Origin of the sequence: Novosphingobium hassiacum, from assembly GCF_014196055.1 — a bacterium.
GTDB lineage: Bacteria > Pseudomonadota > Alphaproteobacteria > Sphingomonadales > Sphingomonadaceae > Novosphingobium > Novosphingobium hassiacum.
In genome coordinates this window covers 143,064-155,787 of the sequence record NZ_JACICY010000002.1, presented here as the reverse complement: position 1 = coordinate 155,787, position 12,724 = coordinate 143,064, and the positions used below count along the sequence as shown (strand labels likewise).

The 12,724-nt window shown below is 65.0% G+C and carries 14 protein-coding genes; 6 read left to right on the top strand and 8 right to left on the bottom strand.

What is annotated here, in order from left to right; translation table 11 throughout:
• The first annotated feature begins 29 nt into the window (after nucleotides 1–29).
• On the top strand, nucleotides 30–710 hold the full coding sequence (gene lipB / locus GGQ88_RS05420) for a lipoyl(octanoyl) transferase LipB (RefSeq protein WP_183612115.1): 681 nt from the start codon (nucleotides 30–32) through the stop codon (nucleotides 708–710).
• Nucleotides 707–1,000, top strand: coding sequence for a hypothetical protein (locus GGQ88_RS05415; RefSeq protein ID WP_183612114.1), 294 nt, complete (start codon nucleotides 707–709; stop codon nucleotides 998–1,000). Before lipB ends, GGQ88_RS05415 begins: the two co-directional genes overlap by 4 nt.
• On the opposite strand, the gene GGQ88_RS05410 is transcribed toward GGQ88_RS05415, so the two are convergent.
• A complete protein-coding gene (locus GGQ88_RS05410; protein ID WP_183612113.1) occupies nucleotides 983–1,864 on the bottom strand; it encodes an HpcH/HpaI aldolase/citrate lyase family protein in 882 nt (293 codons plus the stop codon). The two genes, GGQ88_RS05415 and GGQ88_RS05410, sit on opposite strands and share 18 nt — an antisense overlap.
• Nucleotides 1,865–1,883: 19 nt before the next feature.
• On the bottom strand, nucleotides 1,884–2,987 hold the full coding sequence (locus tag GGQ88_RS05405; protein WP_183612112.1) for an alkene reductase: 1,104 nt from the start codon (nucleotides 2,985–2,987) through the stop codon (nucleotides 1,884–1,886).
• 117 nt (nucleotides 2,988–3,104) lie between these two features.
• Between GGQ88_RS05405 and GGQ88_RS05400 the strand changes: the two genes are divergently transcribed.
• Nucleotides 3,105–3,965 carry a DMT family transporter gene (locus tag GGQ88_RS05400; RefSeq protein WP_246385556.1) on the top strand — a complete coding sequence of 287 codons (861 nt, stop codon included), beginning with the start codon at nucleotides 3,105–3,107 and terminating at the stop codon, nucleotides 3,963–3,965.
• A 1-nt stretch (nucleotide 3,966) separates the two neighbouring features.
• On the opposite strand, the gene nadA is transcribed toward GGQ88_RS05400, so the two are convergent.
• From nadA to GGQ88_RS05380, 4 genes are all read right to left on the bottom strand, one after another.
• Nucleotides 3,967–4,965: a quinolinate synthase NadA gene (nadA, locus tag GGQ88_RS05395; protein ID WP_183612110.1), complete on the bottom strand. Its 999-nt coding sequence runs from the start codon at nucleotides 4,963–4,965 to the stop codon at nucleotides 3,967–3,969.
• A 53-nt stretch (nucleotides 4,966–5,018) separates the two neighbouring features.
• Entirely contained in the window at nucleotides 5,019–5,750 is a 732-nt protein-coding gene (locus tag GGQ88_RS05390; RefSeq protein WP_183612109.1) for an adenylate cyclase, read from the bottom strand.
• A gap of 79 nt (nucleotides 5,751–5,829) precedes the next feature.
• Entirely contained in the window at nucleotides 5,830–6,501 is a 672-nt protein-coding gene (locus GGQ88_RS05385) for a DUF4230 domain-containing protein (RefSeq protein ID WP_183612108.1), read from the bottom strand.
• Nucleotides 6,483–7,406, bottom strand: a complete 924-nt coding sequence (locus GGQ88_RS05380; protein WP_183612107.1) for an MBL fold metallo-hydrolase — start codon at nucleotides 7,404–7,406, stop codon at nucleotides 6,483–6,485. Before GGQ88_RS05380 ends, GGQ88_RS05385 begins: the two co-directional genes overlap by 19 nt.
• Before the next feature lie 74 nt (nucleotides 7,407–7,480).
• Here GGQ88_RS05380 and GGQ88_RS05375 point away from each other — a divergent pair, with 74 nt between their 5' ends.
• Complete coding sequence (locus GGQ88_RS05375; protein WP_183612106.1) at nucleotides 7,481–8,971, top strand: glycerol-3-phosphate dehydrogenase; 1,491 nt, start codon at nucleotides 7,481–7,483, stop codon at nucleotides 8,969–8,971.
• Between the two features lie 21 nt (nucleotides 8,972–8,992).
• On the opposite strand, the gene GGQ88_RS05370 is transcribed toward GGQ88_RS05375, so the two are convergent.
• Together GGQ88_RS05370 and GGQ88_RS05365 are read right to left on the bottom strand one after the other, a co-directional pair.
• A complete protein-coding gene (locus tag GGQ88_RS05370; RefSeq protein ID WP_183612105.1) occupies nucleotides 8,993–9,484 on the bottom strand; it encodes a DUF1465 family protein in 492 nt (163 codons plus the stop codon).
• A 139-nt stretch (nucleotides 9,485–9,623) separates the two neighbouring features.
• Complete coding sequence (locus GGQ88_RS05365; RefSeq protein ID WP_183612104.1) at nucleotides 9,624–9,821, bottom strand: DUF465 domain-containing protein; 198 nt, start codon at nucleotides 9,819–9,821, stop codon at nucleotides 9,624–9,626.
• A gap of 254 nt (nucleotides 9,822–10,075) precedes the next feature.
• Here GGQ88_RS05365 and GGQ88_RS05360 point away from each other — a divergent pair, with 254 nt between their 5' ends.
• Together GGQ88_RS05360 and ptsP are read left to right on the top strand one after the other, a co-directional pair.
• Complete coding sequence (locus tag GGQ88_RS05360) at nucleotides 10,076–10,234, top strand: YdcH family protein (RefSeq protein WP_183612103.1); 159 nt, start codon at nucleotides 10,076–10,078, stop codon at nucleotides 10,232–10,234.
• Between the two features lie 122 nt (nucleotides 10,235–10,356).
• Nucleotides 10,357–12,630: a phosphoenolpyruvate--protein phosphotransferase gene (gene ptsP / locus GGQ88_RS05355; protein WP_183612102.1), complete on the top strand. Its 2,274-nt coding sequence runs from the start codon at nucleotides 10,357–10,359 to the stop codon at nucleotides 12,628–12,630.
• Nucleotides 12,631–12,724 lie beyond the last annotated feature (94 nt).

Sequence of the window (12,724 nt, the reverse complement as noted above, 5' to 3'; positions counted from 1 at the left end):
CGCGTGCGGCCCGAGCCATGCGCAAGCTCATGGCTGCAGGCGACTCCATCGAAATCCGGCGCGAGCACGTTCAGGTGCCCTACCGTGAGGCGCTCGATGCCATGTCGGCGCGCAATGTCGCCATCGCCCAAGGTAGCGCGCCTGAGCAGATCTGGCTGCTCGAACATCCGCCGGTCTACACCGCCGGCACCAGCGCTTCGCCCGACGAACTGCTCGATCCCCGCTTCGAGGTCGTCGAAGCCGGACGGGGCGGGCGCTACACCTATCACGGCCCGGGCCAGCGCATCGGCTATCTGCTGCTCGACCTTCGCACCCGCGCGCGCGACGTGCGCGGCTTCGTCCACGCGCTCGAAGGCTGGGTGATCGAGACACTTGCCGATTTCGGCGTAGAGGCGTGGCGCGCCGAAGGCCGCATCGGCATCTGGACCCATGGTCCCGACGGGCGCGAGGCCAAGATCGGGGCGATCGGCGTGCGCATCCGCCGTTGGGTCACGATGCACGGCTTCTCCGTGAACCTCTCGCCCGATCTCTCGCATTTCGGCGGCATCGTCCCTTGCGGGATCGAGGCGTTCGGCGTGACCAGTCTTGCTGCGCTCGGCCGCGATGTTACAGCGCAGGCTTGGGATGAGGCGCTGCTGTCGCACCTCGATGCGTTCCTCGCCCGGCTCGACACGCCGTGCCCGCCCTTGGATCGACCGGAGTCTGCATGACCACTCGTTACGCCGCCCTTGCGATCTGCCTGCTGGCCGCAGCCTGCGGGCAGAAGCCTGCCGATGGTAACGCTGCCGCCACGACAGCCGAGGTCCTGCCCGGCTCGATCAGCGATGCCATGATTGACCTCGATACCTCGACCGCATCACCGCCGATGGCCCCGGTCCGGTCAGAGCCTGCGAAAAAGGCCGCTCCATCGACAAGCGACGCAGCCAAACCTGAAGAATCGCCTACAATAACCCTGCCGGCGCCCGCCAGCAAACCGACCACATCAGGCGATACCGAGTAGCTGCTTCGCCATCCGCAAATGCGGCTGGTCGACCATCCGGCCATTATACTGCAGTGTTCCGGCATGCGGACTCGCCGCAAACAGCGCGACGATCGCCTGTGCTTCGGTCAGTTCTGCCTCGGTCGGTGCGAAGGCCGTATTGATGATTGGCACCTGATCCGGGTGGATCGCCAGCATCCCGGTGAACCCGTCACCACGCGCCGCCTCCGCCGCCCGCCGCGTCCCTGCCTCGTCACGAAAATCATCGTGAAGCGTGTCGATCGCCCACACGCCCTTGGCGTGCGCCGTCAGCAGGCACTGCGCGCGGATGAAGCGGAACGCATCGGTCCACGCGCCCTTCGCGTCGCGCTTACGCGTCGCGCCGAGCACGGCTGACAAGTCCTCGGCACCCCAGGTCAGCCCGGCAAGGCGCGGCATCGGTACATCGACGTAGCTGGGAATCGTCAGCGCGGACGTCGCGGTCTCGCTCACCAGCGGCAGGATTCGGGTCGCGCCATTGGCAACGCGATTGCGCTGTTCCAGTTCGTAGATCTCGGCCGCGACCATCCGCAACTGCTCGGGACCTTCGCACTTGGGCAGCATCACGCCGTCGGGCGCACCGGCCATGACGACCTCGAGGTCCTCGCGCCACAGGCCGGTGTCGATCGCATTGATCCGCACCCAGCGCGCGACCGGACGGTTCTCGGTCACGTGCTGGCGGTGGATCGCCAGCCAGTCGCGGGCCATCGCCCGCGCCTGCGGCTTGGCAGCCACCGCCACCGAATCTTCAAGATCGACGATAACCGCATGCGCGCCCGTAGCCATGGCCTTGCCCAGCTTCTTGTCGCTGTCGCCGGGTACGAAAAGCCATGATCTTGGCGGCATGCGGCACTACTCCATCAGGTCACGCGAGCGCGGTTTCTTCCGCCAGCGTCGGATAGTCGGTATAACCAAACTCGCCGGGGAAATACCATGTCTGCGGCACCCCCTTGTTCGGATTAATGGGAGCGCCCGCCTCGATGCGCGCCACCAGATCGGGGTTCGAGATGAACGGACGCCCGAAACTGATCGCATCGGCCCGGCCCGAGGCGACATCGGCCGCGGCCTGCTCGGGCGTATAGTCGCTGTTGAGCAACAGCGGCCCTGTATAGATCGAGCGGATCAGTCCGTCCTGCTGCGGCACATCGGTGCTGCCGAACGTGCCCCCGGGACCCGGCTGGCGCAGTTCGACGAAGGCGACGCCCAATTGCTCCAGCACGCGCGCGGCTTCGCCGAACACGGCAGCAGGGTTGCTGTCGTCGACCCCTTGCGAATCGCCGTTGGGTGACAGGCGGATCGACACCCGCTCCTTGCCCCACACGCCAATCAGCGTCTCGACCACCTCACGCAGCAGCCGGACGCGGTTCTGCGGGCTGCCGCCGTATTCATCGGTCCGCAAGTTGGTGCCATCGCGCAGGAACTGGTCGATCAGGTAGCCATTGGCGGCATGCAACTGGACCCCATCGAAGCCCGCTGCCTTGGCGTTGCGCGCAGCCCGTTCGTAATCGCCGAGCAGGCGCGGCACTTCGTCGATGCGCAGCGGACGCGCGGTTTCGTGGTCCTTGGTGCCATCATTGGTGTGGGCGTGACCGGGCGCGCGCGTCGCCGATGCCGAAACCGGGGGCTCGCCGCCCAGAAAATCGGGATGGACGATGCGGCCCATGTGCCACAGCTGCAGGACGATGCGTCCGCCAGCGGCATGCACCGCCTCGGTCACCGGCTTCCAGGCCTCGGTCTGTTCGTCGCTCCAGATGCCCGGAGCGTTCGGCCAGCCGAGCCCTTCCTGGCTGATACCGGTCGCTTCGGAAATGAGCAGGCCCGCACTGGCTCGCTGGCGGTAATATTCCACCATGAGCGGGGTGGGCACATGCTCGCGCGTGGCACGCCCTCGGGTGAGCGGTGCCATCACGATCCTGTTGGGAGCTTCGATTGCACCGAGGCTGATGGGCTGAAACAGGGGATCATGCATGCTACAAGGCTCCGTGAATTGCGCATCGGCGAAACACTCAGTTTCGCTTTGCAACTGGATTAAGCGGACCCTATGACGATTTCAAGTGACGCCGCGCATCCTTTGCGACCCGGACCGATGCATTTCCTTGCGCTGCTGACAGGAAACGTTGCGCTCGCACTGGGTCCTTGGTTCGTCCGGATTGCCGACAGCGGACCGGTTTCGGCGGGCCTCTGGCGCCTTTTTCTGGCTCTTCCATTACTCGCAGTGTTCGCGCGCGCGCGCCGCGAACCAATGTGGGGTTATGCCCGCCGCGACTGGGTGATCCTTTCCGTTGCAGGCGTGGTCTTCGCACTCGATCTGGCCAGTTGGCACGTCGGCATCGAGATGACCCGGCTCGGCAACGCCACGCTCTTCGGCAATTCGGGGAGCGTGATCCTGATGGTCTGGGGCCTGATCGCGCTGCACCGCCGCCCGCACCTGCGCGAATACGCGGCGGTAGCGATGGCGCTCGGCGGAGCAGGGCTCTTGCTCGGCCGCTCGATGGAGATCGACGCGCGTACTTTTGCAGGCGATCTGTTCTGCATCCTCGCCGGACTGTTCTACGTCGTCTACATCCTGCTGGTGCAGAACGTGCGTGGGCGCTTCGGTTCGTGGAGCCTGCTGTTCTGGTCGAGCCTTGCTGGTTGTCCGGTGCTTCTGGCAATCGCACTTGCCCTGGGCGAGCCTGTCCTGCCCCAGCACTGGTTGCCGGTGATCGGCTTGATGATCGCCAGCCAGATCATCGGTCAGGGCCTGCTCGTCTATTCGCTAGGCCACTTCCCGCCGCTGGTGATCGGCCTCGTCCTGCTCACCCAGCCCGCAGTCTCGATCATCGCCGGCTGGTTCGCTTTCGGCGAAGTCCTCACCCTGCCCGACGCCATCGGCATGGCACTGGTCGGCGCCGCGCTGGTGCTGGCAAGAATCGCCGAACCGACGACCGAGGGCAAAGAGGCCTGAATTAGGCGCGGAAGGGCACGGCCCCGAGATCACCCAGACCGATTGTCCCGCTGGCCATATCCAGCATCCGGTCGAGGCTCTTCTTCGCGGCCAATCGCAACGGCTCGGCGATCTCGATGCGCGGCTGCAGGTCGCGCAGCGCGATATACAGCTTTTCCATCGTGTTGAGCGCCATATACGGGCAGATGTTGCAGTTGCAGTTGCCGTCCGCACCCGGTGCACCGATGAAGGTCTTTTCGGGGATCGCCAGCTCCATCTGGTGGATGATGTGCGGCTCGGTCGCCACGATCAGGGTATCGCCGGTGAACGTCTTGGCGAACTGCAGGATGCCGCTGGTCGATCCGACGTAATCGCAGTGATCGATGATGTGCGGCGGGCATTCGGGGTGGCCTGCCACCGGCGCGCCGGGATGCTGCGCCATCAGCTTGAGCAGCTCGGTCTCCGAAAATGCCTCGTGCACGATGCACACGCCCGGCCACAGCAGCATGTCGCGGCCGAACTTGCGGTTGAGGTATCCGCCAAGGTGGCGGTCGGGGCCAAAGATGATCTTCTGTTCGGGCGGGATCTGCGCCAGGATCGTCTCGGCGCTCGACGACGTGACGATAACGTCCGACAGCGCCTTCACCTCGGTCGAGCAGTTGATGTAGGTCAGCGCGATGTGATCGGGATGCGCCTCGCGGAACGCGCGGAACTTGTCCGGCGGGCACGAATCCTCAAGGCTGCACCCGGCGTCCATGTCGGGCAGCACGACGATCTTCTGCGGGGACAGGATCTTGGCGGTATCGGCCATGAATTTCACGCCGCAGAACGCGATCACCTCGGCATCTGTCGCCGCTGCCTTGCGCGAAAGCTCCAGCGAATCCCCGACGAAATCGGCCAGGTCCTGGATTTCCGGGCGCTGGTAGTAATGCGCCAGGATCACTGCGTTGCGCTCCTTGCGCAGGCGATCGATCTCGGCGCGCAGGTCGAGTCCGGACAGGTTCAGGGGCTGGGCAGTCATCATGTCCTCCCGCCCGGCTAACCGCGCCGGGACGAGAGCGGGACTTAGGGACCTCACCCGCCCGCCGCAATACCTTGTGCCAGCGAAACGAACGGCGGGAATACCTCCAGCGCGTTGATCCCTGTTGTCACGAGGACGAGCACGAGCGCAGTGAGCCGCGTTGCCGGGTGAATTGCGCCGGTTTGCCGAAGGTCGTGGCGTGCAATGATCGCGACGACGCCAAGCTGCAATGCCAACGTAACGATCGGGGTCAGGACCGGGCCGAGTAGTGGGGCCGGGACGAGCCGTCCGAAGGCGGGTTCCATCACGACGACCGTCGCCCCCAGCATCAGCCGCCGATGCCATTGCGTCCTCCGGCGCAGTGCGATTCCAGCGCCGACCAACGCAGGAAACACAAGCGCCTCGACATGCGTGAGCGCCAGGAAGTGCGCGTTGGTGAAGAACGGCGGGACACGGTGCATTTCGATCGCCAAGCGCCCTGTGAACATGCCAAGCCCGGCGATGGTCAGCACCAGCGCAAGTCCAAGCCATCCCAGTTTGCGATGCAGCGGGATGTTCCCGGCACCCACCAGTATGGTCTGCGCAATCAGCAGCCCGAGCCACGAGAGCATCGCAACGGCGTGAAGATGGACCCAGATCGGCACGCTTTTCGCATCCACGAATCCGCGCAGCGCCCATTGGCCGAAGGCGAAGACGATGAACGCCGACATTCCGACGGCCATGCGAACAAAAAAGCGTTGGTCGCGGGTGTAGGGATAAGTACCGGATATTGAGGCGGTAGCCATGAACAGTCTCCGACCAGTCCAGAGGGAGTTATACCCGCCGGACTGCGCTGTTCCAATGACGCCCGTCACATTGAAATGGTCATTGGTCGAAAGTGACTACGACCTTGGCCTTGGTGTAACCGGCCACCTGCAGCGGGATCGACAGGTTCTGGCTGATCGCTTCCTTTGCCGCCTGTCGCGCCAGATTCATCAGCACTGGATTGGCCGCCTGCTGCACCGCCTGCGCCTCGGCCAGACGCGTGTTGTCGCGCGTCAGTTTGTCTTGTGCATCGCGGCCGATCCACAACCCATCGCGCAGATATTGCGCGCGCGCCTCGTCGAGGTTGGGGCGGCTGACCGTCAGGGGCGGCAGGCGCACGCCCAGCGTCTGCGCCTCGACATTCCATGACAGCCGGTCGCGGCCAACGCTCGCAAGATTGATCGTGTAGTCTACCCGCGCCGGGATCACCGCGACCTGCTTTGCGTTGACCAACCCGAACATTCGCGAATCGTTGCTTGATACGACCGGGGCCAGCTCCGCACTGAACACGGTCAGCTTGTCCTGCTTTTCGAACGCCACAAGGCTCGTCGCCAGCGGATCGCCGATGTCCTCGGGTTGCCACAGCTTCCACGCGAGGAATGCCGCTGCCGCCAGTGCCAGCAGAAACAATCCCCATGGCAGCATCGAAACGCGCGCCAGCGAGGTCTCGCGATGCAGGGGAGGGGTATCCACGCGGGGTGGGGGCGAGCTGGTCAGGGAAGGATCATCCATCGTTCGTCTTCAACCGCCACGCGGCCCTGCCGTTCCAGATCGATGAGATGCGCCAGCACGGAACGTCCCGCCGCACCATGCAGCCGCTGATCGAGCCCCTTGTACATCGCACTCACGAATTCCGGGATCGCATGGGAGCCGCCGTCCTCGAGCAGGCTCACGATTTGGCGTTCACGCTGCCGCCTGTGGCCGAGCATTCCGCGCACCAGTTGGCGCGGATTGTCGATCTGCGGCCCGTGCGCGGGATAGAGCACGCGGTCTTCGCGATCGTAGAGCTTCTGCAGGCTCGCCATGTAGTCGGCCATGTCGCCGTCGGGCGGAGACACCACCGAAGTCGACCAGCCCATCACGTGATCGCCGGTAAACAGCGCGCCGCTCTCGACGACCGAATAGCACAAGTGATTGCTGGTGTGCCCGGGCGTCGCCACTGCCTCCAGCGTCCAGCCATCGCCCGACAGCCGCTCGCCATCGGCCAGCACGCGATCGGGCGCATAATCCGCATCGAACGCGGCATCGGCGCGCGGGCCATCGTCGTCCAGTGCCAGCGGTGCGCACCCGATGATCGGTGCACCGGTCGCTGCCTGCAGCGGGCGCGAGGCCGGACTGTGATCACGGTGCGTGTGCGTACACACGATCGCCACGATCCTGGCATCGCCCACCGCTTTGAGGATCGCGTCGACATGGCCTGCACCATTGGTATCGGCATGGCCCGCAGCGCCCGTATCGTTCGGCCCCGGATCGATCACCGCCACTTCGCGACCCGCGCCGACGATATAGGTCTGCGTGCCCGTGAACGTGTAAGGCGAAGGATTGGGCGCGAGCACGCGGCGCACCAGCGGCTCGAGCTGTTCGGACAGGCCGGTCGGCCAGGTCTCGCGATCAGGGATAGGGGGCATCTGTGCCATCCCTCAAGCTATGGAGATTGTCTTCCCCTCACGCAACCTTGCGCATCGCCTCACGGCGTATCAAGGTGCCCAGGATGGAGACCCCGTACGATCGCCCGTATGATCTGGCCGTGATCGGCGGCGGCGTGAACGGTGCGGCCATCGCGCGCGATGCAACCGGGCGCGGCCTCTCGGTGCTGCTGCTCGAACGCGGCGATCTGGCGCAGGGCACGTCGTCTGCCTCGACCAAGTTGATCCACGGCGGCTTGCGCTATCTCGAACATCGCGAGTTCGCGCTGGTGTCCGAGGCTCTGCACGAGCGCGAGATCCTGTGGCGGCAGGCGCCGCACATCGTCTGGCCGATGCGCTTCGTCCTGCCGATCGTGCCCGAAGGCAGGCCCTGGTGGATGCTGCGAACCGGGCTGTGGTTCTATGACCGCATCGGCGGGCGCAAGGCGCTGCCACCCACGAAGCGCGTAAAACTGGACGGTCGCATGGGTCTTCAGCCCGAGGTCCGGCGCGGCTACGAATACTCCGATTGCTGGGTCGACGATGCGCGGCTGGTCGTCCTGCTCGCCCGCGACGCCGCCGATCGCGGCGCCGAGGTGCGGACCCGATGCGCTGTCACCAAACTCGCGCGCGAAGGCCACCTGTGGCGGATCGAGGCAGGCCCGGAAATCTTTCACGCCGCCATCGTCGTCAACGCCGCAGGGCCGCAGGTGGGGCAGGTGATGGACGCCGCCCATGCCCCACGCCCCGGACTGCTGCGCCGTGTGCGCGGTTCGCACATCGTCGTCCCGCGTCTGCACGACGATCCACGCGCGCTGTTCCTGCAGTTGCGCGACGGACGCATCTGCTTCGCCATCCCGTGGCAATACGCCTTCACCATGATCGGCACGACCGACAGCGAGGACGGCGCCGATGCCGATCCGCCCAGGGCGAGCGAAACCGAGATCGCTTACCTGCTGGACGCCGCCAACCAGTACTTCCGCCGCAGCCTCAAGCGCGAAGACGTCATCCATACCTTCGCCGGGGTGCGCCTGCTCGCCGACGACGGCTCGGGCAAACCCGAAGCCGCAACGCGCGGCTACCGCTTCGAGCTCGACCGTGGCAGTGATCATCATTCCGCGCCGCTGCTGACGGTGCTGGGCGGCAAGATCACCACCCACCGCACGCTCGCCGAAGCCGCGCTCGAACGCCTCGGCGTCACCGACAACGCCGGGTGGACCGCCACCGCGCCGCTCCCTGGTGGTGATTTCACCCCCGACGGGCTCGACGAAGCGGACAACCTCGCACCGCTCGAACACGAGATTACCGCGCAGGCCGGCCAGCTTTCGCGTGCCACGGTCCACCGCCTCGCGCGCGCCTACGGGACCGAAGCGCTGAACTTCGCGCGTGGCGACATGGGGCGGCCGCTGGGACAGGGTCTGAGCGAAGCCGAACTCGACCACCTGACCACGCGCGAATGGGCGATGACCGCACAAGATGTGCTGTGGCGGCGGTCAAAGCTCGGCCTGTGGTTCAGCGAAGATGAAGTGTCGGGGCTCAAGACCATGCTCGGCGAACAGCCCGGGACTCCGTCATGACGTCAACTTTGCCCCGACAAATCAGGCCGCGGTCGTAGCGTCGCCAACTGCCTGTGCCACGCGTTCGCGCAACCGGCGTACGGCGCTGTCGCCGCTCAACCCGTTCGTTCGCCAGGCGTTTTCCAGCCGCTGAATGCGCTGATACAGCCGCTCGCTGTCAGCCACGAGCCGCTGGATATCTTGTGGCAATACCCTGACGGCGTCAGCCTCGCTCGCCGGGAAATTGGCGATCAACCGCCCGTGCCGCCGCAATTGCAGTTCCGAAAGTTCGCCGGCGAAATGCGCGCGATGGTTGAGCAGCCAGGCGAGGCAGTGCATCACCCGTGTGGTCGTGCGCAGTCCCTCGCACGACACCTGCACGCGGCGCAGGTCGTCGTCGTCAATGTCCGCGCCGGCCCTGGCGTTCTCGCGCCGCAGCCATTCGAACCCCGCGCGCACCGCTTCGGCAAGGCTCAGCGCCTCGGTATAAAGCGCTTCGACGATGCGCGGGTTCAGACTGGGCATCAGGGCCATGGTCAATGCGCATAATCGGCTGCGACTCGCTGCGCCAGCCGTTGATCTGGCGCGCGATCGCCCAATCGCGGGACGTTTCTTAACGGGACAGGTCGAACCGACTGGGCGCAAGCGCTCCATTCGGCTCATCCCCTTGAATTCAAGCGATGATATCGGGAATCAGATAGTCCTCGATCATCGCGATCTGGTCACGCAGCAGCAACTTACGCTTTTTCAGCCGCGCTATCTGCAACTGGTCGCGTGTTCCGGCAGACGTCAAAGCGTCGATGGCAGCATCAAGGTCGCGGTGTTCGAGACGCAAGGCCAGCAGCCGCTTGCGCATTTCCTCTTCGGTCACTGTACGCGAAACTCCCGAAATAACCCGACCACGCGATGAACCGGGGCTGGCGGATGACCTACGGCCCAACCCGTATGCCCTGCATCCCGACGCGGTTTGACTTGCAAGATACGGCGAATGTGGGAGCATGACAACGCGCTGCCTTGCTGAGTCGGATGCAATTCCCTCGCATCCCCTCGGCAGGTCGGCGCCGCCCCGCACGGGGATGGCCTGTGCCGGGTTCTGACGGGGGCTTACCCTTTAGGAGGAAACGCATGGAATCGACGCATGTCAGCGCACTTCAGATGAAACATGCCGGGCTCGAACGGCAAATCCAATCCGAACTGACCCGGCCCCTCCCGGACGACACGCTGGTAGCGCAACTCAAGCGGAAAAAGCTCAAGATCAAGGAAGCGCTCTCGCGATCCCATTGATCCTGACCGCCTTCTGAAAAGCCGGAGCCGCCCCTGACGGGCGGCTCTTTCTTTTTTGCTATCTCATCACGCCGGTGCACCCCCGCATTCCCAAACCCCGCGCACTAGGCTAACCATCAGCCATGCTCAGTGCCGTCGCCGCCGCCCGCCAGATCCTCACCTCGCTACACGAGGTCATGGCCTCGCGCGCTGGCGCCCAAGCCAAGCTCAATCAGATCGTCGAAGTCATCGGCGAAAACCTTAATTCCGAAGTCTGTTCGATCTACTTGTTGCGCGAAGGCATGCTCGAACTTTTCGCCACCCGCGGCCTTAATCAGGCGGCGGTCCACGTCACCCGCCTGGCCACGGGCGAGGGCCTCGTCGGCACGATCGCGGGCAATGTCGAAACGCTCAATCTGGCCGAAGCGGCCGCCCACCCGGACTTCGCCTTCCGTCCCGAAACCGGCGAGGAGAAGTTCCACTCCTTCGCCGGTGTCCCAATCGTCCGTCGTGAGCGTGCGGTGGGTGTCGTCGCCGTCCAGCACGTCGAACCGCGCCGTTATGAAGAGGTCGAGATCGAGGCGCTGCAGACCGTGGCGATGGTCCTGTCAGAGCTGATTGCCAACGCAGACCTGATCGACGGCGAGGATACGCTCGGCGATGCGGCGCACCTGACTGGCCCTGACCGGATCAAGGGCCTGACCTTGGTCAAGGGCCTCGCCAGCGGCATCGCGGTCTTCCACCAGCCGCGCGTCACCATCGAACATATCGTCGCCGAAGATACCGAGGCCGAGCGCCAGCGCGTCTATCTTGCCTTCGACAAGATGCGCGAACAGATCGACCGCATGGCCAGCCAGGCCGAATTCGGTGTTGGCGGCGAACATGTCGAGGTGCTCGATACCTACCGCATGTTCGCCTACGACGAAGGCTGGTCGCGCCGCATCAACGACGCGATAGATTCCGGGCTCACGGCCGAAGCCGCGATCGAACGTGTCCAGCAGCGCACCCGCATGCGCATGCGTCAGATCGACGACCCGCTGCTCGCCGATCGCATGCACGATCTCGAGGATCTGTCGAACCGGCTGTTGCGGATCGTCTCAGGCCAGCTCGGCACGGCAGCCACGATGGGCCTCAAGGGCGATGCGATCCTGATCGCGCGCAATCTCGGGCCAGCTGAACTGCTTGAATACGACAAGCGTCGTCTCAAGGGTGTGATCCTCGAGGAAGGCTCGCTGACCGCGCATGTCGTGATCGTCGCGCGCGCAATGGGCATTCCCGTCGTCGGACGCATGCGAGCGCTGCGTGGCAAGGTTCGCGAAGGCGATCATCTTCTGCTCGACGGCGATCAGGGCGTGGTCGATGTCCGCGCCGCGCCCACCCTGATCGAGGCGTTCGAGGCCCGCTTTGCCAAGAACCGCGAACGCCAGCAGCACTACGCCGCCATGCGCGAGGTTGAGCCGATCACGCGAGACGGTACGCGGATCGTCGTCCTGATGAACGCCGGGCTGCGCGACGATACGCCGATGCTCGGCCTGACCGGCGCGGACGGCATCGGCCTGTTCCGCACCGAATTTCAGTTCCTCGTCTCGGCCACCTTGCCCTCGCGTGAACGCCAGACCCGGCTCTACCGTGACGTGCTCGACGCAGCGGGTGATCGCCCGGTGGTGTTTCGCACGGTTGATATCGGCGGCGACAAGGTCCTGCCCTACTTGCGCCACAACGATGGCGACGCCGAAGAAAATCCGGCAATGGGCTGGCGCGCGCTACGGGTCGCGCTTGAACGCGACGGCTTGCTCAAGGTTCAGGCACGCGCCCTGCTCGAAGCCTCGGGTGGGCGCACGCTCAATGTCATGTTCCCGATGGTCACCGAACCGTGGGAATTCGATGCCGCCAAGGCCGTGTTCGAGGGCCAGCTGAACTTCCTGCGCCAGCGCAAGAAGCTCCTGCCCGAAGCGATCCGCTATGGCGCGATGCTCGAAGTGCCTGCACTTGCCGAATGCCTCGATGTGCTCGCGCCCAAGTTGTCGTTCCTGTCGATCGGCACCAACGATCTTACGCAGTTCCTGTTCGCTGCCGACCGCGCTAACCCCAAGCTGGCGGAACGCTACGACTGGCTCAGCCCCGCGATCCTGCGCTTTCTGCGCCGTGTCGTCACGACTGTCGCGCCGTTCGGCACCGACGTCACCGTTTGCGGCGAAATGGGCGGGCGCAGGCTCGAAGCGCTCGCGCTGCTCGGTCTCGGCATCACTCGGCTGTCGATCACGCCCGCGGCCATCGGCCCGGTCAAGGAACTGATCCGCAAGGTCGACATCAAGGAGATCCGCACAGCGATGGACGGCTGGCTTGCTGCTCCCCCGCGCGACATGCGCTCGACCTTGGCCGAGTGGGCGTTCTTCAAGGGTATCGAGTGCGACTGACGTCTTGAGGGCGCGTTTCGTCGCGCAAAACGGACCGTTCCGGTGCAACGACGTTGACTTTCGCCGCGATCCCGCGAACCCTCGCAAAGGGTTG